Here is a 23,618-nt window from a genome sequence, read left to right on the forward strand (position 1 = left end):
CGACCCACACGAACGGAACCGCCATGCGACGACGCCTCGCCCCCGCCGCCCTGCTCCTCCCCCTCGCCCTGCTGCTCACCGCCTGCGGCGGGAACTCGGCCGCCAGCACGCCGGACGGCGGCACCGACGGCCATGGCTCCGTCACGATCGACGTCGGTGACCAGAAGGGCGGTTCGGAGGCCATCCTGCGGGCCGCCGGGGAACTGAAGAACCTCGACTACAAGATCAAGTGGTCCACGTTCACCTCCGGGCCACCCCTGCTGGAGGCCGTCAACGCGGGGGCCGTCGACATCGGCGGCGTCGGCAACACCCCGCCGGTCTTCGCGGCCGGAGCGGGCTCGAAGATCAAGGTCGTGGCCGCCTGGCACGGCACGTCCAAGGGTGACACCATCCTCGTCCCGAACGGCTCGTCCCTGAAGAGTCCCGAGCAGCTCAAGGGCCGGTCGGTGGCCGTCGCGCAGGGTTCGTCGGCGCACTACCAGCTGGTCGCGTCCCTGAAGAAGGCCGGGCTGAAACTGAGCGACATCAAGGTCAAGTACCTCCAGCCGGCCGACGCGCTCGCCGCGTTCACCGCCGGCAAGGTCGACGCCTGGGCGGTGTGGGACCCGTACACCTCGCAGGTGCTGAAGGCCAGGCAGGGCCGGGTCCTGACCGACGGCGACGGCGTGACCAACGGGCTCACCTTCCAGGTCGCGGCACCGGACGCGCTGAAGGACAAGAAGAAGGCCGCCGCCGTCAAGGACTACCTGGAGCGGCTGCGGCGCGCCTACAGGTGGGTGTACGACCACGAGGAGGAGTGGGCGAAGGTCTGGGCGAAGGAGACCGGGCTCCCCGAGGACGTGGCGCTGGCGGCGGTGAAGCGCACCTACACGACCCGGATCGCGGTCGCCGTCGACAAGCCGCTGATCGCCTCCGAGCAGGAGATCGCCGACACGTTCACGGCGTTGAAGCTGATCCCGCGCAAGGTCGACTTCGCCGGCTTCACCGACACCCGGTTCAACGGCGACCTGCCGCCGTCGACGACCGCGGTCCGGCCCTCGGAAGGCTAGAACCCGCCACCTCCGTCAGTCCGGGAAGATCCACGATCCCGGCACGGTTGGCAGAAGCGTGAACAACACACGCGAGGTCGCAGCAGTCGTCATAGGCGCCGGTCAGGCCGGTCTGGCCGGCGCCTATCACCTGCGGCGATCCGGTTTCGAGCCGGACCGCGACTTCGTCGTGCTGGACCACTCCCCCGGTCCTGGCGGCGCCTGGCAGTTCCGGTGGCCGTCGCTGACGTACGGCAAGGTGCACGGGATGCACGCGCTGCCGGGGATGGAGCTCGAGGACGCGGATCCGGCCCGGCCGTCCGCCGAGGTGATCAGCGACTACTTCGACCGGTACGAGCGGACCTTCGACCTGCGGGTGCGCCGCCCCGTCGACGTGCGGGCCGTGCGCGAGGGGCCCGGCGGGCGGCTGTCGGTGGAGACCTCGGAGGGCGTGTGGTCGACGCGGGCGCTGATCAACGCGACCGGCACCTGGGACCGGCCGTTCTGGCCGCGCTATCCGGGCCAGGAGACCTTCCGGGGGCGGCAGTTGCACACCGCGCAGTACCCCGGGCCGGAGGAGTTCGCCGGGCAGCGGATCGTCGTGGTGGGCGGTGGCGCCTCGGGCACGCAGCATCTGCTGGAGATCGCCTCGTACGCGGCCGCCACCACGTGGGTGACCCGGCGTCCGCCCGTCTTCCGTGCGGGCCCCTTCGACGAGGAAGCGGGCCGGGCGGCCGTCGCGCTCGTCGAGGAACGGGTACGGCAGGGGCTGCCGCCCAGGAGTGTCGTCTCGGTCACCGGGCTGCCGCTCAACGACGCGATCCGGCAGGGCATCGAGGACGGGGTGCTCGACCGGCAGCCGATGTTCGACCGCATCACGCCCACGGGGGTGGAGTGGAAAAGGGGGTCCCCCCTGCTCGAGCGAAGCCGAGAGCTCGGGGGTGGCCGGCACGCCGACGCCGACGTCATCCTCTGGGCCACCGGCTTCCGCCCCGCCATCGACCATCTCGCCCCGCTACGGCTGCGCGCCCCGGGCGGTGGCATCCGCATGGAGGGCACGCACGCGGCCGCCGACCCCCGCGTCCATCTCGTCGGCTACGGCCCGTCGGCCAGCACCATCGGCGCCAACCGCGCCGGCCGCGCGGCCGTACGGGACATCAGGCGGCTGCTGGCGCGGGAGCCGGTCGCCGCGTGACACAGGGCCGGGCCCCCGGCCGTCGAGGCGCCACCGGCCGGGCCGCCCGGCCCTGCGCGCCACCCGCTGGAACACCCGCCCCCGCACGGGTCACCGTCACCTCAAGTCGCCGACCGAGTCACCCGGCCGCCCGCGCGGCGCTGCTCTTCCGGCGGGCGTTGAACGCGGCGAGGTTGCGCTGGTGTTCGCTGTAGTCGGCGGTGAAGCGGGTGTCGCCCGGCCTGACCGTGACGAAGTACAGCCAATCGCCCGGGGGCGGGTTGATGGCGGCGCGCATGGCCCCCTCGCCGGGGTTGTCGATCGGCGTGGGTGGCAGCCCCATGCGCTGGTACGAGTTGTAGGGGCTGTCGATCCGCGTGTCACTCGCCGTCGTCCGCCGGGGGGAGCGGCCCAGTGCGTAGTTGATGGTGGAGTCCATCTGGAGCGGCATGCCGCGTTCGAGGCGGTTGAACACCACCCGGGCGACCTTGCCCATGTCGGCCCTGGTGGCTGACTCCGCCTGGACGATGCTCGCGATGGTGACGGCCTGGTAGACGTTCATGGCGTTGCGCTGCGCCCCCGCGGCGATGGGAGCACCGTTGAACTTCTCGTTCGCGGTGTCGACCATCAGTGCCAGGAGCTTCTCCGGAGTCGTCTTCTCCTGGAGCGGATAGGTCGCCGGGAAGAGGTAGCCCTCCGGGTTGCCCTCGGCGTCGTTCGGCAGTTTGAGGGCGGCCTTCGCCACGGACTTCTTCGTGCTGCCCGCGGGCAGGGCGAGGGCCTTGTCGACGGCGGCGTAGACCTGGCTCGCGCGCCGGCCCTCCGGGATCACCAGGGTCGTGGGCCGGCTGTCCTCCTCGGGCGCCAGGGTCAGCAGCGGCACCGCCACGGCGGTGCCCACCACGACGGCTCCGGTCGCGACGAGGGCGATACGGCCCCGGTACGTCAGTCGAATCGTGCTCCGTGGCGGAGTGTTCTTCTGCATGCGGGCACGGTAACCCGCATATCGTCATAAACCCGGCATATTTTCATCTTGTCGGTTCCAGTTGGGCGTCCCGGCGTACGAGCGCCGCGTACCGGCCGTGCCGCTCCAGCAGTTCCTCGTGCGTGCCGAGTTCGACCGCGCGCCCCGAGTCGAGGACCACGATCTGGTCGGCGCCCCGGACGGTGGACAGCCGGTGGGCGATGGTGAGCGTGGTGCGGTCGGCCGACAGCGCGTCGATGGCGTCCTGCACGGCGGCCTCCGTCCGGGTGTCCAGGGCGCTGGTGGCCTCGTCGAGGATGAGGACCGGCGGGTCGCGCAGGATCGTGCGGGCGATGGCCAGGCGCTGCTTCTCGCCGCCGGAGAAGCGGTGGCCGCGCTCGCCGACGACGGTGTCGTAGCCGTCGGGCAGGGACGCGATGTGGTCGTGGATCTGTGCCGCCTTCGCCGCCTGGTACAGCTCCTCGTCGGTGGCGTCGGGCTTGGCGAAGCGCAGGTTGTCGGCGACCGAGGCGTGGAAGAGGTACGTCTCCTGCGAGACGACGCCGACCGCGCGCGCCAGGGTGCCGAAGTCGAGGTCGCGGACGTCGACCCCGTCGAGGGTGACGCGGCCGCCCGTCACGTCGTAGAGGCGGGGCACCAGGTAGCCGAGCGTGGACTTGCCGGCGCCGGTGGGTCCGACGATCGCGAGGCTCCCGCCGGCCGGGACGGTGAGTTCGATGCCGTCGAGGACCGGGCCGCCCTTGTCGTCGTAACCGAAGGAGACGTCCTCGAAGCGGACCTCGCCCTTGACCCGGTCGAGGCGGACCGGGTCCGCGCGCTCGGTGATGTCGATCGGCAGGTCGAGGTATTCGAAGATGCGCTGGAAGAGGGCGAGCGAGGTCTGGATCTGCACTCCGGTCGACAGCAGGCTCACGGCCGGGCGGAACAGGCCCTGCTGGAGCGAGACGAAGGCGACGATCGTGCCGATGGAGACCTCGGGGCCGCCCAGCTGGAGGGCCATGCCGGCGGTCCAGTAGATGACGGCGGGCAGGGCGGCCATGACGATCGTGATGACGGCCATGCGCCAGCGGCCGGCCATGTTCGACCGCACTTCGAGGTCGACGAGTTCCTCGGACTCCGCGGAGAAGGACTTCGTCAGCGAGTCGGAGCGGCCCATCGTACGGCCGAGCAGGATGCCGCTGACGGAGAGCGACTCGGTGACCGTGGCGGCCATGGCGGCCATCTGCTTCTGGCGCTGGGTGGTGATCTTCCGGCGTTCATTGCCGACACGACGGCTGATCCACACGAACACCGGAAGCAACAGCATCGAGACGACGGTCAGGCGCCAGTCGAGGGCGATCATCGCGACGATCGTGGCGATGACGCTGGTGAGGTTGGAGACCAGGGACGTGGCGGTGGAGGTGACGGTGGCCTGCATGCCGCCGATGTCGTTGGCGATGCGGGACTGCACCTCGCCCGTGCGCGTGCGCGTGAAGAACGCGAGGGACATGCGCTGGAGCCGGCCGTAGACGGCGGTGCGCAGGTCGTGCATGACGCGCTGGCCGACCGTCGTGGAGATCAGCGTCTGGAGGACGCCGAAGACGCTGGTGAGGACGGCGCTGAGGATCATGCCCAGGGCGAGCAGGCTGAGGAGGCCCGTGCGCCCCTCGGGGATCGCGACGTCGAGGATCTCTTTGAGCAGGAAGGGCGTGGCGACCGAGACCAGCGACGCGGCGCCGACCAGCAGGCCGACGATCGCGAGGCGGCCCCGGTAGGGGCGGAAGAGCCTGAGGATGCGGCGTACCTGCCGGGGCTGTTCCTTCGCGTCGGCGGGTGCGCTCCAGGAGGCTTCATGGTCGGGATGCATGGGCTCCTTCGAGAGGGCGATACGGGCGGGGCGAGGGATCGGATCGTAGCTCATTGTTACCTATACTCACAATGAACGTCATCCTGATATTGTTCCCGTATGACCTCCCCCGACTCCGACGGCCTGCTCGCCGAGCAGTTGCTGCGGCTCACCCGCCGGGTGCACCGCATCCAGAAGCGCCATCTGGAGCACAGCGACCTCGGCATCACACCGGCCCAGTCCCGGCTGCTGCGCACCCTCGCGCACTGGGGTTCACCACCACGCATGGCCGACCTGGCCGAGCGCCTGGAGGTGGTGCCGCGGGCCGTGACCACGCTGGTCGACGGCCTGGAGGCAAGCGGCAAGGTGCGGCGGGTCCCGGATCCGGCGAACCGGCGGGTGATCCGCATCGAGCTCACGGACGACGGCCAGGGGGCACTGCGCGAGCTGCGGGCGGCGCGCAGGTCGGCCGCGGAGGAGATCCTCGCGCCGCTGACGGAGGACCAGCGCGAGGCGCTCGGGGGGTTGCTGAACACACTGATCGACGGGGCGCCGGTTCGGCCTTGCTGAGGGCCTGGAACGCCTAACGGGCCGCGGCCGCCGCTCGTCCTGCTGGAGCGGTGGCCGCGGCCCGTTCGCTTCGGGTCAACTGGCGTCGGGGGCGGGTTCCTTGGGCTTCTGAGTGGGGATGCCCGGGGCCAGGGGTTCGGCACCGACGCTCGTGCCGCCGTCGCCCTCGACACCGTCGTCCGGTGCGGACGTGTCCTCCCCGTCGAGCGTCCTCTTGGCCCGATCGATGTCCAGCGCACCCTCCCAGCGGGACACCGCGAACACGGCGACGCAGTTGCCGAGCAGGTTGGTGACGACGCGCATCGAGTCCATGATGCGGTCCACGCCGAGCAGCAGGGCGACGGCTCCGGCCGGGATGGCGCCGAGGGACGAGGCGGTCGCGGACAGGGCGAGGAACGCCGAGCCGGGGATGCCCGCCATGCCCTTGCTGGTCAGCATCAGCACCAGGACCACGGTGATCTGCTGACTCAGGCTCAGATCCACGCCCACGGCCTGGGCGATGAACAGCGTGCCGATGGACAGGTAGAGCGAGGCGCCGTCGAGGTTGAAGGAGTAGCCCGTGGGCAGCACCAGACCCACGGCGTCGTCGCGGGCACCGGCCCGGCGCAGCTTCTGCATCACACGCGGCATGACCGACTCGGTGGACGCGGTGCCGAGCGCGAGCAGCATCTCCTCGCGGATGTAGCGGAGGAACTTCCAGAGGCTGAGCCCGGTCACCACCCGCAGGGCGACGGCGAGCAGCACGACGAACAGCGCGGCCGCCACGTAGCAGAGCACGATGAGCTTGGCGTACGTCTCCATCACGCCCAGCCCGTAGTTGCCGACCAGGTGGGCCATCGCGCCGAACACCGCGAGCGGGGCGAGTCGCATGATGAACCCGACGACCGTGAAGATCACGTCCTGGGCCTGGTCAATGGCGGGCAGGATCTTCGGCACCTTGGTGTGCCCGAGATGCAGCAGGGCGGCGCCCACCAGGCAGGCCAGGATGAGGACTTGGAGCAGTTCGTTCTCGGCGAAGGCGCCGACGAAGCTCTCGGGCAGCGCGTTGAGGACGAACTCGGTCGTCGAGGGCAGCTGACCACCGCCCGTCGACTGGTCCACCGCGGCGGCGTTCAGCGAGGACGGGTCGACGTTCATGCCCTTGCCGGGCCCGACGACGTTGGCGGCGACGAGACCGATGACCAGGGCGGCGGTGGAGGCGACCTCGAACCAGATGAGGGCCTTGACCCCGATCCGGCCGAACGCCTTGAGGTCACCGGCCTTGGCGATGCCGACGACGACCACGCAGAACACCAGGGGCGAGATGACCGTCTTGATGAGCCGGGTGAATCCGTCGCCGAGCGGCTGGAAAGCTGTGGCCGTATCCGGCCACAGCTTCCCGACGACGATTCCGAGGACGAGCGCGCAGAGTACCTGCGCGAAGAGTGAGGTACGCAGGGTGCGTGCGACGCGCCGCGGTAGGGACGGTACGGACGGTGGCACGGGGCCTCCTAGGGGAACGGGACACACAGAGGCCGGAGGGGACTTCTGCGATACGGAAAGCGGCTTCCGTAGCCGTACACTCTGGAGGTTGTCTTGATCGCGCACAAGACCGCAACGTTTCAGCCAAGTAAAAGCGTCCTAAGTGACACAGGTCACATGCGTCACGCAGACCCCCTCAGCAACGACGGCGGTCCCCCGTGAGCATCCCCTGCACGGTGGTCAGCGTGCGGTCGTGGCAGCCGTGCGAGCCGTACAGCCGGTAGCGCTCACTCGTCACGCCGACCGCGTGCCGCTGGTCGCGGGGCACGTTCGCCGTGTACGTGGCGTCGCCCGTGTAGGAGTCGTCGAGCCGTGACCACGCCGTACGTCGGCCACCGCGCGTCTCGACGACCGAGGCGCGGTCGCCGAGGGTCAGCACGGTGCGCAGCCGGTCGCCCGCGCCGAGGGTGGTCGTGCCGTCCATCGTGTAAGTGCGGTGGGTGCGGGTGGTGTGGTCCGGCCCGCGTCCGTCGACGGTCACCGACTCGTCGTCGGACCAGGCGGCCGTGAGGGCGTCGGTCGTCTCGCCGTCCGTCCAGCGGTGCTCGGAGGTGTGGGCGAGCGAACGGCCGACGGTGGTCGTGACGCGGCCGTGCGAGGTGTCGACGTATCCGGCGACGGTCAGCCGGTGGGCACCCTCGGTGTCGACCCGGTGCTCCGAACCGGGCGTGTACACCGAGGAGTCGGCGCGGTCGCCCACCTTGTGCACGGTCAGCTTTCCGGGAACGTGGGCACGCAGCTCGTCCTGCCAGACGAGGACGTTCACGGGCGTGCTCCAGCCGGTCTGCCCCTCGGGCACGCCGACGACCGAGACCTCGACCCGGTGCGGTCGGCCGTCGTTGAGGAGCCCGGCGAAGGGGGTGAGGTCGTAGGTGATCGGCTTGATGTCGAAGGCGCGCGGGCCCGGGATCACGTACCAGAGGAACGGGTTGGACCAGCCGCCGGTCCACACGGTGGGGAACGGTGCGGCGGTGCCCGCGAGCCGGCCGTCCACGCTGATCCGCACCTCGCGGTAGGGGCCTTGGCCCGCCTTGCAGGAGTACGGCGCCGGGTCGGGCACCGTCAGGTACCAGTACTCCTCACAGCCGCCGCCGGAGCCGGTGGCGTACACCTCGGCGATGACGCGTTCGCTGTTGCGCGGGGTCGTGAGGGTGGTCGCGCCGTCGGTGCCCCGGCCGAGGGTGAGGACCCGGTCGGGGGTGCTCTTGCCCTCGACGCGGCCTTGGTAGAACGTCAGCGTGACCTTGACGTCGAGGACACCCGTGTAGGTGTCGTCGACGACGTTCCCGATGAGCATCTCGACGTCCTGGCGGCTGCGGAAGGTGTCGCTGTAGCGGGTGACGTCCTTCTCCACCGACCACTCGATGCCGTCGGGCGAGGGCTGCGGTGTCGACGTACGGAAGATCTCGACCCCGCCGACATGCAGGTAGCCGAGCCGGTCGTACTGGCGCCCTTTGACCTTGCCGTCGAGCCGCAGCACCACCTGGCTCCAGCGACCGCCGCAGTCGCCGGGCGGCGTGTACGAGCCCCGGTACGGGGTGAAGTCGCGGAACTGCGCCTGGGCGACGGTGACTTCACAGGACTTTCCGCCGGGCTTCGTGACGGCCGGGGCGGCCGTGACCGGGTCGTGCCAGTCGGTGCCGAACTCGGCGGGGACATCGGCCGCACGGGCGGGACCGGTCCCGAGGAGGGTGCTCGCAAGGAGGGTCGCTCCGGCAAGCATGGACATGGCGATCCGTCTCTTCATGGGCGGTGTTCTACGGGCAGTCCGTCACCTCCGCAATGAGCACCGGCCCGCCGAGCCGCCCTGTTCCCACCCCTGTCGGCCGGTTCCGTTCGGTGCGTCGAAAACCGGTTGCCTCCGACCACGTGGCGAGGCGAACCTGTCACGGTTTGTTGCCGTCGGCCGAACCCCATCCCCCCTGACACGAGCCACTGGGACGTCATGCAGATTCAAGACCTTCCGTACCCCGACCCGGGCGTGCCTGACGCGCGTTCGGGTCCCCGATTCCTGTGGTGGCTCTTCCGGAATCAGCTGGGCGGGCAGCTCAAGTCGCTGGCCTGGGGGCTGCTGCACTTCGCCTCCGTCGCCGCGCTGCCGTTCTGCGTCGGTGTCGCCGTACAGGCCGTCGTCGACCGCAACGGCGGGCACCTCGCCCTGGCGGGCGGCCTGCTGGCGCTGGCCTGCGTCGGCAACGCGGTCGGCGACACCTTCCTGCACCGCACCGCCGTCACCAACTGGATCACGGCGGCCGCCCGCGTCCAGCAACTGCTCGCCCGCAAGGCCGCCCGGTTGGGCCCGGCGCTGACCCGGCGCGTCGCGGCCGGTGAAGTCGTGGCGGTCTCCACGGGTGACGTCGAGAAGATCGGCTGGTTCGTGGAGGCCTGGTCGCGGTTCACCGCCGCTCTGGTCACCATCGTGCTGGTCTGCGCCGCCCTGCTCGTCTACCAGCCCGCGCTCGGCGTGGTCGTCGCCGTGGGCCTTCCCGTGCTGGCACTCGCCGTGCTGCCCCTGCTGCCCCGCGCCACCCGGCGCGCCGACGTGCAGCGCGAGAAGGCCGGACGCGCCACCGAACTCGCCTCGGACACCGTCGCCGGTCTGCGCGTGCTGCGCGGCATCGGCGGTGAGGAACTGTTCCTCGACCGCTACCGCCGCGCCTCCCAGGAGGTCCGGCACGCGGCGGTGCGCAGCGCCCGGATGTGGTCCCTGATCTCCGCGATCCAGGTCCTGCTGCCGGGGCTGCTCCTCATCACCGTCGTCTGGTACGGCGTGCACCTGGCGCGCCAGGGCCGGATCACCGTCGGCGAACTGGTCACCGTCTACAGCTCGGTGATGGTCCTCACCTATCCGCTGCGGCACTTCGAGGAAATCGCCATGGCGTACTCCTTCTCCCGGCCGTCCGCCAAACGGGCCGCGGGCGTGCTGGCGCTGGAGCGGGCCACGGACACCGCCGGGTCGCGCGGGGCCGAGCTCCCGTCCGGAGACCTGTACGACCCGGACACCGGGCTGCTCGCGGAGGCCGGCCGGCTCACCGCCGTGGTGTGCGGCGACCCGGACGCGGCGGGCCGGCTGGCGGAACGGCTGGGCGGGCACCCGCCGCAGGAGGGCACCTCGGTGCTGCTGGGCGGCGTGCCGCTCGACGAACTCCCGCTGGACTGTGCCCGTACGGCCGTCCTCGTCCAGGACAAGGACCCGGTGCTGCTGTCCGGCTCGCTGCGCGAACTGCTCGACGTACCCGCGTCGGGCGCTGTCGAACCGCGGGGGGCCCTGGCCGCCGCGCAGTGCGACGACGTGCTGGCGGCACTGGTGCAGGGCTCGGTGGACGCCGCCGACCCCATGGACGCCCGGATCACCGAACGCGGCCGGTCCCTGTCCGGCGGGCAGCGCCAGCGGCTCGCGCTCGCCCGGTCGCTGATCACCGACCCGGAGGTGCTCGTCCTGGACGAGCCGACCTCGGCCGTCGACTCGCACACCGAGGCACGGATCGCGCAGGGTGTGCGGGAGTTGCGCGCGGGGCGCACGACCGTGGTGTTCACCTCCTCGCCGCTGCTGCTGGACCGCGCCGACCGGGTCGTGTTCCTGCACGACGGCGAGGTCGCGGCGACCGGCACCCACCGCGACCTGGTCCACACCGAGTCCCGCTACCGGGCGGTCGTCACCCGCGAGACCGACGAGGAGACCGCCCTGCCCGAGCAGTCCGGCGGGGTAGTGCTCGACGACGTACTACAAGAACGCGACGTACCGCAAGAACGCGACGTACCGCAAGAACGCGACGTACTGCAAGAACTGGAAGAGATCGAGGAGAAGGCATGATCGGCGTGGCGCCACCGGCGTACGACCCGGCGGCCCCGACGACGGCGAACACCCTGCCGGTCGGTGCCCCCACGACCGTCCGCGCCTATGTGGCCGAGCTGCTGCGCCGACACCGCCGCGCGTTCCTGCTGCTCGTCGGCGTCAACACGGTCGCCGTCGTCGCCTCGATGGCCGGTCCGTGGCTGCTGGGCGGAGTCGTGGAGCGGGTGTCCGACGGGGCTCGGGACCTGCGGCTGGAACTCACCGCGGGGCTGTTCGTGGCGGCGCTGGCCGTCCAGGCCCTGTTCGTCCGCCAGGTGCGGCTGCGTGGCGCGATGCTCGGCGAGCGGATGCTGGCCGACCTGCGCGAGGACTTCCTCGTACGGTCGGTCGGGCTGCCGCCCGGCGTGCTGGAGCGGGCCGGGACCGGCGATCTGCTGTCCCGGATCACCACGGACATCGACCGGCTGGCCAACGCCATGCGCGAGGCCGTACCTCAGCTGTCGATCGGCGTGGTGTGGGTGGTGCTGCTGATGGGCGGGCTGATCGTCACGGCGCCGCCACTGGCGCTCGCCGTGCTGCTCGCCCTGCCGCTGCTGATCGTCGGCTGCCGCTGGTACTTCCGGCGGGCGCCGGCCGCCTACCGCTCGGAGGCAGCCGGGTACGCCGCCGTGGCCGCCGCGCTCGCCGAGACCGTGGACGCCGGGCGCACCGTCGAGGCGCACCGCCTAGGCGACCGGCGCGTCGCGCTGTCGGAGCGCCGGATCCGGGAGTGGACGGCCTGGGAGCGCTACACGTTGTGGCTCCGGTCGGTGCTCTTCCCGGTCGTCAACGTCACCCACGTCACCGTGCTCGCCTCGGTCCTCCTGGTCGGCGGCGTGTTCGCCCTGCACGGCTGGATCGACGTCGGCCAGCTCACGACGGGCGCGCTGATCGCCCAGATGCTCGTCGACCCGGTGGGCATGATCCTGCGCTGGTACGACGAGCTCCAGGTCGCCCAGGTGTCGTTGGCCCGGCTCGTCGGGGTCCGGGACATCGAGCCGGACGCCGGCGACCCTTCCGTGGCCCCCGACGGACGCCATGTGCACGCAGACCGGGTGCACTTCGGCTATCTGGAGGGCGTGGACGTCCTGCGCAAGGTGTCCCTGGAGGTCTCCCCCGGCACCCGGCTGGCCCTGGTCGGCCCCTCGGGAGCGGGCAAGTCGACGCTGGGCCGGTTGCTCGCCGGGATCTACGCTCCCCGGGACGGCCGGATCACCCTGGGCAGCGCCGAGCTGTCCCGGATGCCGGCCGAACGCGTCCGTGCCCACGTCGCCCTCGTCAACCAGGAGCACCACGTCTTCGTGGGCTCCCTGCGCGACAACCTCCGGCTCGCCCGGACGGGCGCCGGCGACGCCGAGCTGTGGGCCGCGCTGGGCGCGGTCGACGCGGACGGCTGGGCCCGGACGCTCGACGACGGCCTGGACACCGAGGTCGGCTCGGGCGGCCTGACACTCACCCCCGCCCAGGCCCAGCAGATCGCCCTGGCCCGCCTGGTGCTGGCGGACCCGCACACCCTGGTCCTGGACGAGGCGACGTCCCTGCTCGACCCGCGCGCCGCCCGTCACCTGGAACGATCTCTGGCCAAGGTCCTCGACGGCCGCACCGTCGTCGCCATCGCCCACCGCCTCCACACCGCCCACGACGCGGACGTCATCGCCGTCGTCGAGAACGGCCGCATCAGCGAGCTGGGCAGCCACGAGGAACTGGTGGCGGCGGACGGGGCATATGCGGCGTTGTGGCGGTCGTGGCACGGGTGAGGGGGCGTGGGCTCGGGGCGGTGGAGTCGTCGGGTCCGTGGCGTTGCGCGGTCCCGAGGCGGGGTGGAAGGCTGGAATCAGGCACCGGCTCGGGGGACCGCCCGGGAACCGCGGCAGCGGCTCGGCGGCGGGCGGCGTCAGTGCTCCGTGTGGCGGCGGCCCGGCGCGGGCCCCGTGTGAGCGGGCCCGCCCCACCCCCTGGAGGTACCCGTGAAGAGCTCCGACGGCTGGGGCGACGACGTCTACCAGCCGGAACCATCCGAGCAGAGAGAGGACACGGGGCTGCTCGACGCCGAGGACACCCTGGAGTACGACGGCGTCGACGATCCCCTCGACCGGGGCTGGTCCCCTCCCGAGCGGCCCTGGGCCGTGGAGCACAGCGGCGTCACGGCGGCGGAGCGGCGGCAGGGCGAGACGCTGGACCAGCGGCTCGCCGAGGAGCTGCCGGAGCCCGTCGCCCCGGACGGTGACGGTCTCGGGGACTGCCAGGGCACCGACGGGGAACTCCTGGACAACGAGGTCGGCGCCGCCCGCTCCGGCCGGCTCGTGGCCCCCGACGAGGGCGCGCACGAGGACGAGGAGAGCGCGCTGGTCGCGATGGACGTGGGCATCGACGGCGCGGCGGCGTCGGCCGAGGAGGCAGCCGTGCACATCGTCGACGAGGACACCCTGCCCGGCTGATCCCAGCACCGGCCAGAGCCGCACCAGGAGCATCCATGCAGCAGGACAAGCACCCCGATTACCACGCCGTCGTCTTCCGCGACCGGGCCGCCGGTTACGCGTTCCTGACCCGGTCCACCGCGACCAGCGACCAGACCATCGAGTGGGACGACGGCGAGACCTACCCGGTCGTGGACGTGGAGATCTCCTCGGAGAGCCACCCCTTCTACACGGGCAAGGCCCGCACGGTGGACTCGGAGGGCCGGGTCGCCGCGTTCGAGCGGCGGTACGGCGGCCGCTGAGCCCTGTCCTCCGGCTCGGCCGACGGTCAGATGACGTTGAGCGCCGCCGCGCAGCCCACCCCGCCGAGCAGCATGAACACCGGCATCAGCACCTTGAGCTCGACCCAGCTGCCCGCCCGGAACCGCATGAACTTCGGCGGCCCGACCGGGTACCAGCGCTTGCGCCCGACAGGGATCGGCCACAGGATCGGGCAGCCGGAGACGGTCAGCGCGTCCCCGATGTCGTGCACGATCGCGCCCAGCACGACCGGCAGCCCCAGCCACAGGTACTCCTGTCCCGGCGACGTGAACAGCCAGTCCGCGCCGTTGCCCGGCTTGTCCAGGACGCCCGCGAGGATCCACGCGGTGGCCGCGGCCAGCAGCCACACCAGGACCTCGCTGCTGGAGCCGCGCGTCGCCCGCCACAGCAGACCCTCGATGGCCAGCACCATGTGCACGAAGAGGACCGCCAGCACCCCCCAGCGGTCGCTGGTGATCGCCACGACCGAGGTGCCCGCACCGATCAGGACCGCCCACAGCCAGGTGTGCGTGAGCGTTCGGTGCCCGCCGGAGCGACGCGGGTCGCCCTGCTTCTTGGTGGCCTTGTAGACGGCGTACGACAGCTTGTCGACGACCTCGCACAGCCAGCGCGACAGCGGTCCGAAGGACCGCGAGATGGTGGCCGCCTTGTGGTCGAGGTCCGGGGCGAGCGCGGCACCGGCGCAGATCAGGGCGCCGACGAGGAGGACCGGCCAGGGCATCGGGTGCCCGGCCGCGGCGGCCGCCGCACCGACGCCGAGCCAGGCGGCGGCCCCCGACAGTGAGTGTGCTGGTCCCATCATCGGCGTTGCCCGCCCCATTCCTCGTGTACCGCTGTCCAGTTGACCGGCGCGCTGACATCCCGTCGGCGACACAGCGTAGCGTTCGCGATCTTCGTGCCCGCAGCCGATTCCCCCATCGGGCAGGAGGCCAGGCAAGATGGGGGGCGTGACCCTCATCGATCAGCTGCCGCGGACCGCCGACCCCGACGCCCTGTACGAAGCCTTCGAGTCGTGGGCCGGTGAGCGGGGTCTCACGCTCTATCCCCACCAGGAGGAGGCGCTGATCGAGGTGGTCTCCGGCGCGAACGTGATCGTGTCGACGCCCACCGGGTCCGGCAAGAGCATGATCGCGGCGGGCGCGCACTTCGCCGCGCTGGCCCGGGACGAGGTCACCTTCTACACCGCCCCGATCAAGGCACTGGTGTCGGAGAAGTTCTTCGAACTGTGCAAGATCTTCGGCACGGAGAACGTCGGCATGCTGACCGGCGACGCGTCCGTCAACGCCGACGCCCCCGTGATCTGCTGCACCGCCGAGGTGCTCGCGTCGATCGCGCTGCGCGACGGCAAGCAGGCGGACGTCGGCCAGGTCGTGATGGACGAGTTCCACTTCTACGCGGAGGGCGACCGCGGCTGGGCCTGGCAGATCCCGATCCTGGAACTGCCGCAGGCGCAGTTCGTGCTGATGTCGGCGACGCTCGGCGACGTCTCCTTCTTCGAGAAGGACCTCACCCGCCGCACGGGCCGCCCCACGGCGGTGGTCCGCTCGGCGACCCGCCCGGTGCCCCTGTCGTACGAGTACCGCTACACCCCGCTCACCGAGACGCTCACCGACCTGCTGGGGGCCCGGCAGGCGCCCGTCTACATCGTGCACTTCACGCAGGCGCAGGCCGTGGAACGGGCGCAGGCGCTGATGAGCATCAACATGTGCTCGCGCGAGGAGAAGGAGAAGATCGCCGAGCTGATCGGCAACTTCCGCTTCACCACGAAGTTCGGCCGCAACCTCTCCCGTTACGTCCGGCACGGCATCGGCGTCCATCACGCCGGCATGCTGCCCAAGTACCGCCGGCTGGTGGAGAAGCTCGCGCAGGCCGGCCTGCTGAAGGTCATCTGCGGCACGGACACGCTCGGCGTGGGCGTCAACGTCCCCATCCGCACGGTTCTGTTCACGGCCCTCACCAAGTACGACGGCACCCGCGTCCGCACCCTGCGGGCCCGGGAGTTCCACCAGATCGCGGGGCGTGCCGGTCGGGCCGGTTACGACACGGAGGGCTTCGTCGTCGCGCAGGCGCCCGAGCACGTCGTCGAGAACGAGAAGGCGCTCGCCAAGGCGGGCGACGATCCGAAGAAGCGCCGCAAGGTCGTCCGCAAGAAGGCCCCCGAGGGCTTCGTCGCGTGGTCGGAGCAGACCTTCGAGAAGCTCATCGCCTCCGAACCGGAGCCGCTGACCTCCCGGTTCCGGGTGACGCACACGATGTTGCTGTCGGTGATCGCCCGCCCCGGCAACGCCTTCGAGGCGATGCGCCACCTGCTGGAGGACAACCACGAGCCGCGCAAGCAGCAGCTGCGGCACATCCGCCGGGCCATCGCGATCTACCGCTCGCTGCTGGACGGCGGCATCGTCGAGAAGCTCGACGAGCCGGACGCGACCGGCCGCGTCGTCCGCCTCACCGTCGACCTCCAGCAGGACTTCGCGCTCAACCAGCCGCTGTCCACCTTCGCGCTCGCCGCGTTCGAGCTGCTCGACCCCGAATCGCCGTCGTACGCGCTCGACATGGTGTCCGTGGTCGAGTCCACTTTGGACGACCCGCGGCAGATCCTCGCCGCCCAGCAGAACAAGGCGCGCGGTGAGGCCGTGGCCGCGATGAAGGCGGACGGCGTCGAGTACGAGGAGCGCATGGAGCGTCTCCAGGACATCACGTACCCGAAGCCACTGGAGGAGCTGCTCTTCCACGCGTACGACACGTACCGCAAGAGCCACCCCTGGGTCGGTGACCATCCGCTGTCGCCGAAGTCGGTCATCCGGGACATGTACGAACGGGCGCTGTCCTTCACGGAGTTGGTGTCCCACTACGAGCTGGCGCGCACCGAGGGCATCGTGCTGCGCTACCTGGCCAGCGCCTACAAGGCCCTCGACCACACCGTCCCGGACGACCTCAAGTCCGAGGACCTGCAGGACCTGATCGAGTGGCTGGGCGAGATGGTGCGCCAGGTCGACTCCAGCCTGCTGGACGAGTGGGAGCAGCTCGCCAACCCGGAGGAGATGACCGCCGAGGAGGCCCAGGAGAAGGCCGACGAGGTCAAGCCGGTCACCGCCAACGCGCGTGCCTTCCGCGTCCTGGTCCGCAACGCCATGTTCCGCCGGGTCGAGCTGGCCGCCCTCGACCAGGTCGGGGAACTGGGCGAGATGGACGCGGAGTCCGGCTGGGACGCCGACGCGTGGGGCGAGGCGATGGACAAGTACTGGGACGAGTACGACGACCTCGGCACCGGCCCCGACGCGCGCGGCCCCAAGCTGCTGATCATCGAGGAGGAGCCGGAGAACGCCCTGTGGCGGGTCCGGCAGATCTTCCACGACCCGAACGGCGACCACGACTGGGGCATCAGCGCGGAGGTCGACCTGACCGCCTCCGACGCGGAGGGCCGCGCGGTCGTCCGGGTCACCGACGTCGGCCAGCTGTGAACGGCCCGGCAGCAGCGAGCACAGGAGATTCCCACCCATGACGACGAATCCGGCCGAGAGACTGGTCGACCTGCTCGATCTGGAGCAGATCGAGGTCAACATCTTCCGTGGCCGCAGCCCGCAGGAGTCCCTCCAGCGGGTCTTCGGCGGCCAGGTGGCGGGCCAGGCGATGGTCGCCGCCGGCCGCACCACGGACGGCGAACGTCCCGTGCACTCGCTGCACGCGTACTTCCTGCGCCCGGGCATCCCGGGCGTGCCGATCGTCTACCAGGTCGAGCGGGTGCGCGACGGGCGGTCGTTCACGACCCGCCGGGTCACGGCCGTGCAGCAGGGCCGCACGATCTTCAATCTCACCGCCTCCTTCCACAAGCCGGAGGAGGGCAGCTTCGAGCACCAGCTGCCACCGGCCCGCAAGGTCCCGGACCCGGAGTCGCTGCCCACGGTCACGGACGAGATCCGGGAGCATCTGGGTGCGCTGCCCGAGCAGTTGGAGCGGATGGCCCGCCGCCAGCCCTTCGACATCCGCTATGTGGACCGGCTGCGCTGGACCACCGAGGAGGTCGCGGACGCCGAGCCGCGCAGCGCCGTGTGGATGCGCGCGGTCGGGCCGCTCGGCGACGACCCGCTCGTGCACACCTGCGCCCTCACCTACGCCAGCGACATGACCCTCCTGGACGCCGTCCGCATTCCGGTCGAGCCGCTGTGGGGCCCGCGGGGCTTCGACATGGCGTCACTGGACCACGCCATGTGGTTCCACCGCCCGTTCCGGGCCGACGACTGGCTGCTGTACGACCAGGAGTCGCCCATCGCGGTCGGCGGCCGCGGTCTGGCCCGGGGCCGGATCTACGACCGTGAGGGCCGGCTGGTCGTGTCGGTCGTGCAGGAGGGGCTCTTCCGCAAGCTCGACTGACCTGGTCATGTGCCGGTCGGGGCCACCGTTCGGGGTTCCGATCGCGGCCGTGCCCGGTTCCGGCGACCATGGCAGGAGGAGGCACTTCTGCCGGCGTCACACGCCCGCCGATCCGGGAGGTGGCCACGCTGCACACCGTGCTCCCCGTCGTGTTCGCGGTCTGCGCGGCCCTCAGTAACGCCGTCGCGACGGTGTTGCAGCGCAAGGCGGCGCTCACCGTGCCACGCTCCCAGGGACTCAGAGCCGGGCTGATCGCCGACCTGCTGCGCCGGCCCGTCTGGCTGGCCGGCATCCTCGCGGTGATCGGCGCCGCCGTCTGTCAGGCGCTGGCGCTGGCGACCGGGCCGCTGACGATCGTGCAGCCGCTGTTCGTGCTGGAGCTGCCGCTGACCCTCATCGTCGCGTCGCTGCTGATGCACCGGCATCTGCCGCGCACGGGCTGGCTGGCCGTGACGGTGGTGGTGGCCGGCCTGGCGGTCGCGCTCGCCGCCGCGTCACCCACCGGCAATCGCACCCATGTGGAGCTGGACCGCTGGATCCCCGCGCTCGCCGTGTGCGCGGCGGCGGTCACCGGCCTCGCCGTCGCCGCCCTGCGGCGGCCTGAGGGGCGGGCCCGGGCCGCGTGCCTGGGTGCCGCGACGGCGATCAGCTACGCGGTGACCGCGGCGCTGATGAAGGCCGCCACCCACATCCTCGACGAGCAGGGACTCGTGGGGTTCCTCACCGCCTGGCAGACCTACGCCTTCGCCGCGACCGGCGTGTGCGCGCTGTTCCTGCTGGAGAACGCGATGCAGGCCGGCCCACTGGTCGCCTCGCAGCCCGCGCTCACTCTCGGTGACGCGACGGTGAGCCTCGCCCTCGGCATCACCCTGTACGAGGAGACGGTCCGCACCGGGTGGTGGCTGCTGCCCCAGCTGTTCGGCGTCGCCCTGATCGCCGCCGGAGTGCTCACCCTGTCGCGGATTCCGTTCACGCGGTCGCTCGTGGCACCGGACGAGGAACACCGGACGGCGGGAGTGCCATGAGGGCCAGGGCCCTGAGAATCAGGAGTGCCATGAGTGCCGGGACCGCCCTGAGGACGAAGGGAGTCGCCGACTGACCTGGCCCGGTCCGGTCCGGGCCGGCCCGGACGCTGTCCTGACGTCCGGCGACTGACCGGTCCTGGCCTGACGGATCACCCCTCCGGCTGACACCGCGGGCACCACACCGTGCCGCGGCCCGCCATGCGGGACCGGCGCAGACCGCTGCCGCAGCGCGGGCACCTGGGGTCGGGGTCGTCACGACGCCCGGTGAGCCAGGAGTCCCGCGGCGGCACGCAGCCGGCGCTGACGGCAGATCGCAGGGTTCTGCGCATCTCGCTGTACAGGCGACGACGGTCGTCCTCGGTGAGCTCACGCGTCCGGCGGTCGGGACGCAGCCGGGCGCGCCACAGGATCTCGTCGGCGAGCAGATTGCCTAGGCCGGCCAGGACGGACTGGTCGGTGAGCGCGCTCTTCAGATGACCTCGGCGCGACGAGAGCACGGCCTCGAACTCCGCACGGTCCACCGCCATCGCGTCGGGGCCCTGCCTTCCGAGCAGCCGATCGAGGGCGGAGGCGTCGTGCGCCAGCCACAGGCCCTGGAGCTTGCGCTGGTCCCGGAAGCGCAGCTGACGGTTGCCGCTCAGGGTGAACAGCACACGGTCGTGGGCCTCGACGGCGTCATCGGGACGAGAGCAGACCAGCCGGCCGGTCATGCCGAAGTGCAGCACCAGGGTGGGGCCGCCGGTGCGGGCGAGCAGCCACTTGCCGTGCCGCTCCGGTGTGCCGAACCGCCGCCCCTCCAGCGCGTCGCGCAGGCCCCGCACCCCGACCCCGCGGAGTACGCCCGCGTCCCGCACTTCGACACGCCGCACGACCCGTCCCTTCGCACAGGACTCGAGCACCTGCCGGAAGCCCTCGACGTCGGGCAGCTCGGGCATGACCGGCGGGTCAGGATTCCTGGAGGACGGACAGCACGTTCCCCGCCGGGTCGGTGAACCACGCGATCAGCGGGCCGCCACCGCGGAAAATGCCCTTGTCGTCCGCCTTGAGGTGGTCGTAGCGCTCGAAACGCACCCCCCTTCTGCTCAGCTCGTCGACCGCCGCCTCGATGTCGTCGACGGGGAAGTTGAGAATGGTGTAGGTCGCCGGGGTGTGATCCTCCTTCGGGTAGACCAGGATGTCCCGGCCGCCCGCGATGTGCAGGATCAGCATGCCGTGCTCTTCCGAGACGCGGAGCCCCAGCGTGTCGCCGTAGAACTTCCTGGCCGCCTCGATGTCGTTCACGGAGAAACCGCTGTACGCCTTCGTCGTTCCGAACATGATCGCCTCCCGGACATAGTCTCCTCACAGGTCGGACCGGGATGCATCCGGAAACTCATCGCTTATCGGGCGAACGGCAGCGGCGCGCCCTCGCCCAGGCGGGTCAGGGTCACCCCGTAGGGCGCCGGCCTCTGCGGCGCAGCCAGCCCAGGAGGCCGCGGGAAGGCGTGTGATCCGGGGGCACGGACCGGTCTTCCGCCGGAGCCGCGACCGGTTCCGGCGCCGTGGTCGGGGCCGGAACCTGCCCTGGGGCCGGATCCGGGGCCGGGCGTGGTGCCGGGTGTTGCCTTCGGGCCGATTCCATCGTGTGGGCGAGGTCCGCACGGAAGCAGGCCACTTCGTCCGGCTCGCTCGCCGTCATGAGCTCCTGGGCCCGGTCGGCGGCGGGTGAACCGGGCACGCCGTGTGCCGGGAGCCGGGGGCGGCAGCGGTTCAGGTGGGCTCGCTCGTACGGGTCCTCGACGACGTCCGCCACGTCGGCCGGATCGAGGAGGCAGGCGACGGCCGCCGCGTGCGCCCACAGGTCGTCTCCCGCCTGCCGCAGCAGGAACCCGATGTGCCGTCCCCGCCAGTTGCGGGGCCGCCGGTCCAGCCCCGCCTTCAGCCCTTCCCGCACCTCCGCGGGTGTGCGGCCGGTCAGCAGCCGGGCGTTGCTCTCCTGGGCCGCGAACTGCCGTAGCTCCTCGACCGGATAGAGCCAGACGACGGTGCGGTAGCGGTTCAGATGGAAGCGCACGGGCACGAGCAGGCCGAAGCGCGCGAGGCTCGTGAACCTGGTGGGCGTCACGCCCATGAGCTTGGCGCCCTCATGGGTGCCCGCGGTCGCGACGCGCTCGCGCAGTGCTTCCGGGAAGCCGGCCTCGGCGCGCAGCCGGTCGATCTCACCGCGGGCGACCCGTCGGCCTCCGCCTCCTGCGTCGAGAACGGTCCGGATGAGTCCGAGATTCACTGCCAGGTCGAACTCGCCCCGCCTGAGGTCGAGTTCGCGGGCGGCCCGGCTCGGGGGGCAGGTGAGGCGGTCGGGTTTCGCGATGGTGCCTGACATGGTCGGTCTCCCCCGTGGAGTCAGCGGCTCACGCCGTGTGCGGTCGCCGTGAAAAAACCGTAGCCGCTTCGGCGGATCTCGTGGCGAGCCTGTGGATAACTCCGCGGGGGATGACGAACATGCAGGTCAGATGCCTGTTTCCGATTTCCGTTCAGGCTGGCGCGCATCCACATCGAGGTGCTCGCCGACCCGGTTGACCAGAAGGGTCATCTCGTATGCGATCTGGCCGATGTCGGCCTCCGCGCCGCTGAGGACGCACAGACAACTGCCCGTGCCGGCCGCGGTGACGAAGAGCACCGCGTCGTCGAACTCGATCATCGTCTGGCGTACGCTGCCCGCGCCGAAGTGCCGTCCCGAGCCCTTGGCAAGGCTGTGCAGTCCGGACGACACGGCCGCGAGATGCTCCGCGTCCTCGCGGCGCAGTCCGGTGCTCGCCCCTGTCACCAGGCCGTCGTTGGACAGGACCAGTGCGTGCCGCACCTGGTGGACTCGCTCGGTCAGGTCGTCCAGCAGCCAGTCCAGTCCCTGGTTCTGCGCCATGTTCCGATCTCCCCGTTTTCTCCCCGTGCGATTCTCCTCCTGGCCGGAGGATCTCCACGTCAGCCTTCCCCACGACCGCTGCCGGGGCAAGGAGGATGGGAGCCATGGCAGAGAAGATGACCGACGCGCAATGGCGGGAGTTCGTTTCCTACGGCACCCGCACCGGAAAGCTCTCCACGGTACGGGCCGACGGTAGCCCGCACGTGACCCCGATCTGGTTCGTCCTGGACGGCGACGAGCTGGTGTTCAACACCGGCAAAGACAGTGTGAAGGGGCGCAATATCACCCGTGACGGCCGGGTCGCCCTGTGTGTGGACGACGACCGGCCGCCGTACTCCTTCGTGGTGGTGCGGGGCCGTGCCAGCGTCTCGGAGGACCTCGACGAGATACGGCACTGGGCCACCCGCATCGGCGCCCGGTACATGGGCGAGGAGCGCGCCGAGGAGTTCGGCGCGCGCAACGGCGTCCCGGGCGAACTCCTCGTCCGTGTCGCCATCGACAGGGTCCTGGCGGAGCGGGACGTCGCGGACTGACAGAGAGGCACCCGGTCAGCCGACCGAGTCGAGGAGCCGGGCGGTGTGCATCCGCCCGGCGTACTCGACGAGCCGGATCAGAACCTCCTTCCCCGAATCGCGGTCACGGGCGTCGCACAACACCACCGGTGTGCCCCGGTCGAGGTCGAGGGCGCGCGAGACGTCCGGGGCGCCGTGCCGCCGGGCGCCCGCGAAGCAGTTGACAGCCACCACGAACGGGATGCGCCGGTGCTCGAAGTAGTCGACCGCGGGGAAGCAGTCCTCCAGGCGACGGGTGTCCGCGAGGACCACCGCGCCGAGCGCCCCTTGCGACAACTCGTCCCAGAGGAACCAGAACCGGTCCTGGCCCGGCGTGCCGAACAGGTACAGGGAGAGGCCGGAGCGGATGGTGATGCGTCCGAAGTCCATGGCGACGGTCGTGGTGGTCTTGTGGACCACGCCGTCGGTGTCGTCCACCAACCGGCCGGCTTCGCTGAGCAGTTCCTCGGTGCGCAGCGGCCGGATCTCGCTGACGGCGCCCACCAGGGTGGTCTTGCCCACGCCGAACCCGCCGGCGACCAGTATCTTCAACGCCAGTGCGGAGCTCTCGTCGCCGGTGGCGTCGGAGTGCTCGGAGACCATTGATCACTTCTCTCGGGAGTGCCGGCAAGGGGTGAGGTGAGTACGTGGGTGGTGTGCCGGCGTCTACAGCGCCCTCAGTCCCGCGATCACCTCGCGCAGAATGCGCTCGTCGGGCAGCTGTGCCGGTGGCACGGGGCGGCTGACGGTGACGCAGCCGAGTTCCAGGAGGTCGCCGAGGAGGACCCTGACGACGCCCACGGGCAGGTCCGCGCCCGCGGCGAGTTCGGCGACCGACTGGGTCTCCGTACGGCACAGGTCGAGGAGGGTCCGGTGTTCCGGACCGAGCGGGACGTCGTCCACGCCGGGCGCGGCCGGGTCCAGCGTGACCAGGGCGATCAGGTCGAACCGCACGCCGGTGGGGCCGGGCCGGGTGCGGCCGCCCGTCATGGCGTAGGGCCGGACGAGCGGGCCGGCCTCGTGGTCGTACCACTGGCTGCCCTGCTCGGGCGGGGTGCCCGTCATGTCCTCGGTCATCTGCGCGGACCGCCCT

The 23,618-nt window shown here is 71.2% G+C and carries 22 protein-coding genes; 11 read left to right on the forward strand and 11 right to left on the reverse strand.

Annotated elements, in window-relative coordinates:
- The first annotated feature begins 23 nt into the window (after positions 1-23).
- Both ACZ6TU_RS26510 and ACZ6TU_RS26515 read left to right on the forward strand, forming a co-directional pair.
- Positions 24-1,049: an ABC transporter substrate-binding protein gene (locus ACZ6TU_RS26510; RefSeq protein WP_467676065.1), complete on the forward strand. Its 1,026-nt coding sequence runs from the start codon at positions 24-26 to the stop codon at positions 1,047-1,049.
- Positions 1,050-1,107: 58 nt separating this feature from the next.
- Positions 1,108-2,223 carry an NAD(P)-binding domain-containing protein gene (locus ACZ6TU_RS26515; RefSeq protein WP_469551537.1) on the forward strand — a complete coding sequence of 372 codons (1,116 nt, stop codon included), beginning with the start codon at positions 1,108-1,110 and terminating at the stop codon, positions 2,221-2,223.
- A 118-nt stretch (positions 2,224-2,341) separates the two neighbouring features.
- On the opposite strand, the gene mltG is transcribed toward ACZ6TU_RS26515, so the two are convergent.
- A complete protein-coding gene (gene mltG / locus ACZ6TU_RS26520) occupies positions 2,342-3,187 on the reverse strand; it encodes an endolytic transglycosylase MltG (protein WP_469551539.1) in 846 nt (281 codons plus the stop codon).
- Positions 3,188-3,230: 43 nt separating this feature from the next.
- On the reverse strand, positions 3,231-5,033 hold the full coding sequence (locus tag ACZ6TU_RS26525) for an ABC transporter ATP-binding protein (protein ID WP_469551542.1): 1,803 nt from the start codon (positions 5,031-5,033) through the stop codon (positions 3,231-3,233).
- Between the two features lie 99 nt (positions 5,034-5,132).
- Here ACZ6TU_RS26525 and ACZ6TU_RS26530 point away from each other — a divergent pair, with 99 nt between their 5' ends.
- Positions 5,133-5,582 carry a MarR family winged helix-turn-helix transcriptional regulator gene (locus ACZ6TU_RS26530; protein WP_467676072.1) on the forward strand — a complete coding sequence of 150 codons (450 nt, stop codon included), beginning with the start codon at positions 5,133-5,135 and terminating at the stop codon, positions 5,580-5,582.
- A gap of 75 nt (positions 5,583-5,657) precedes the next feature.
- Here ACZ6TU_RS26530 and ACZ6TU_RS26535 read toward each other — a convergent pair whose 3' ends face one another.
- Positions 5,658-7,064, reverse strand: a complete 1,407-nt coding sequence (locus tag ACZ6TU_RS26535; RefSeq protein ID WP_469551547.1) for a cation:dicarboxylate symporter family transporter — start codon at positions 7,062-7,064, stop codon at positions 5,658-5,660.
- Positions 7,065-7,239: 175 nt separating this feature from the next.
- Positions 7,240-8,850, reverse strand: coding sequence for a peptide-N4-asparagine amidase (locus ACZ6TU_RS26540; protein WP_469551550.1), 1,611 nt, complete (start codon positions 8,848-8,850; stop codon positions 7,240-7,242).
- 198 nt (positions 8,851-9,048) lie between these two features.
- Between ACZ6TU_RS26540 and ACZ6TU_RS26545 the strand changes: the two genes are divergently transcribed.
- From ACZ6TU_RS26545 to ACZ6TU_RS26560, 4 genes are all read left to right on the forward strand, one after another.
- Positions 9,049-10,917 (forward strand): ABC transporter ATP-binding protein, encoded by a 1,869-nt coding sequence (locus ACZ6TU_RS26545; protein WP_469551553.1) that lies wholly within the window; start codon positions 9,049-9,051, stop codon positions 10,915-10,917.
- Positions 10,914-12,695, forward strand: coding sequence for an ABC transporter ATP-binding protein (locus tag ACZ6TU_RS26550; RefSeq protein ID WP_467676080.1), 1,782 nt, complete (start codon positions 10,914-10,916; stop codon positions 12,693-12,695). The genes ACZ6TU_RS26545 and ACZ6TU_RS26550 overlap by 4 nt, the downstream gene beginning before the upstream one ends.
- A gap of 210 nt (positions 12,696-12,905) precedes the next feature.
- Positions 12,906-13,376 (forward strand): DUF5709 domain-containing protein, encoded by a 471-nt coding sequence (locus ACZ6TU_RS26555; RefSeq protein WP_467676082.1) that lies wholly within the window; start codon positions 12,906-12,908, stop codon positions 13,374-13,376.
- A gap of 35 nt (positions 13,377-13,411) precedes the next feature.
- A complete protein-coding gene (locus ACZ6TU_RS26560) occupies positions 13,412-13,657 on the forward strand; it encodes a type B 50S ribosomal protein L31 (protein WP_059418946.1) in 246 nt (81 codons plus the stop codon).
- Positions 13,658-13,683: 26 nt separating this feature from the next.
- Here the strand turns inward: ACZ6TU_RS26560 and ACZ6TU_RS26565 are convergent, their stop codons facing one another.
- Positions 13,684-14,478, reverse strand: coding sequence for a metal-dependent hydrolase (locus ACZ6TU_RS26565; RefSeq protein WP_467676084.1), 795 nt, complete (start codon positions 14,476-14,478; stop codon positions 13,684-13,686).
- A gap of 145 nt (positions 14,479-14,623) precedes the next feature.
- Here ACZ6TU_RS26565 and ACZ6TU_RS26570 point away from each other — a divergent pair, with 145 nt between their 5' ends.
- The 3 genes from ACZ6TU_RS26570 (at position 14,624) to ACZ6TU_RS26580 (ending at position 19,072) form a co-directional block, all read left to right on the forward strand.
- Complete coding sequence (locus ACZ6TU_RS26570; protein WP_467676086.1) at positions 14,624-17,137, forward strand: DEAD/DEAH box helicase; 2,514 nt, start codon at positions 14,624-14,626, stop codon at positions 17,135-17,137.
- Between the two features lie 37 nt (positions 17,138-17,174).
- Positions 17,175-18,047, forward strand: coding sequence for an acyl-CoA thioesterase (locus ACZ6TU_RS26575; protein WP_467676088.1), 873 nt, complete (start codon positions 17,175-17,177; stop codon positions 18,045-18,047).
- A gap of 128 nt (positions 18,048-18,175) precedes the next feature.
- Complete coding sequence (locus ACZ6TU_RS26580) at positions 18,176-19,072, forward strand: DMT family transporter (RefSeq protein WP_467676676.1); 897 nt, start codon at positions 18,176-18,178, stop codon at positions 19,070-19,072.
- Positions 19,073-19,221: 149 nt separating this feature from the next.
- On the opposite strand, the gene ACZ6TU_RS26585 is transcribed toward ACZ6TU_RS26580, so the two are convergent.
- The 4 genes from ACZ6TU_RS26585 to ACZ6TU_RS26600 form a co-directional block, all read right to left on the reverse strand.
- On the reverse strand, positions 19,222-20,007 hold the full coding sequence (locus ACZ6TU_RS26585) for an Fpg/Nei family DNA glycosylase (protein WP_467676090.1): 786 nt from the start codon (positions 20,005-20,007) through the stop codon (positions 19,222-19,224).
- 10 nt (positions 20,008-20,017) lie between these two features.
- Positions 20,018-20,389 carry a VOC family protein gene (locus ACZ6TU_RS26590; protein WP_059418957.1) on the reverse strand — a complete coding sequence of 124 codons (372 nt, stop codon included), beginning with the start codon at positions 20,387-20,389 and terminating at the stop codon, positions 20,018-20,020.
- A 109-nt stretch (positions 20,390-20,498) separates the two neighbouring features.
- Positions 20,499-21,434 carry a DUF6397 family protein gene (locus ACZ6TU_RS26595; protein WP_469551561.1) on the reverse strand — a complete coding sequence of 312 codons (936 nt, stop codon included), beginning with the start codon at positions 21,432-21,434 and terminating at the stop codon, positions 20,499-20,501.
- Positions 21,435-21,560: 126 nt separating this feature from the next.
- A complete protein-coding gene (locus ACZ6TU_RS26600) occupies positions 21,561-21,974 on the reverse strand; it encodes a roadblock/LC7 domain-containing protein (RefSeq protein WP_467676094.1) in 414 nt (137 codons plus the stop codon).
- Between the two features lie 104 nt (positions 21,975-22,078).
- Here ACZ6TU_RS26600 and ACZ6TU_RS26605 point away from each other — a divergent pair, with 104 nt between their 5' ends.
- Positions 22,079-22,507, forward strand: coding sequence for a PPOX class F420-dependent oxidoreductase (locus tag ACZ6TU_RS26605; RefSeq protein ID WP_467676095.1), 429 nt, complete (start codon positions 22,079-22,081; stop codon positions 22,505-22,507).
- Between the two features lie 15 nt (positions 22,508-22,522).
- Here the strand turns inward: ACZ6TU_RS26605 and ACZ6TU_RS26610 are convergent, their stop codons facing one another.
- Both ACZ6TU_RS26610 and ACZ6TU_RS26615 read right to left on the reverse strand, forming a co-directional pair.
- Positions 22,523-23,128, reverse strand: coding sequence for a GTP-binding protein (locus ACZ6TU_RS26610; RefSeq protein ID WP_467676097.1), 606 nt, complete (start codon positions 23,126-23,128; stop codon positions 22,523-22,525).
- Positions 23,129-23,191: 63 nt separating this feature from the next.
- A complete protein-coding gene (locus ACZ6TU_RS26615; RefSeq protein WP_274814611.1) occupies positions 23,192-23,602 on the reverse strand; it encodes a DUF742 domain-containing protein in 411 nt (136 codons plus the stop codon).
- Positions 23,603-23,618: the final 16 nt, after the last annotated feature.

This window comes from Streptomyces sp. NPDC052064 (assembly GCF_055585925.1).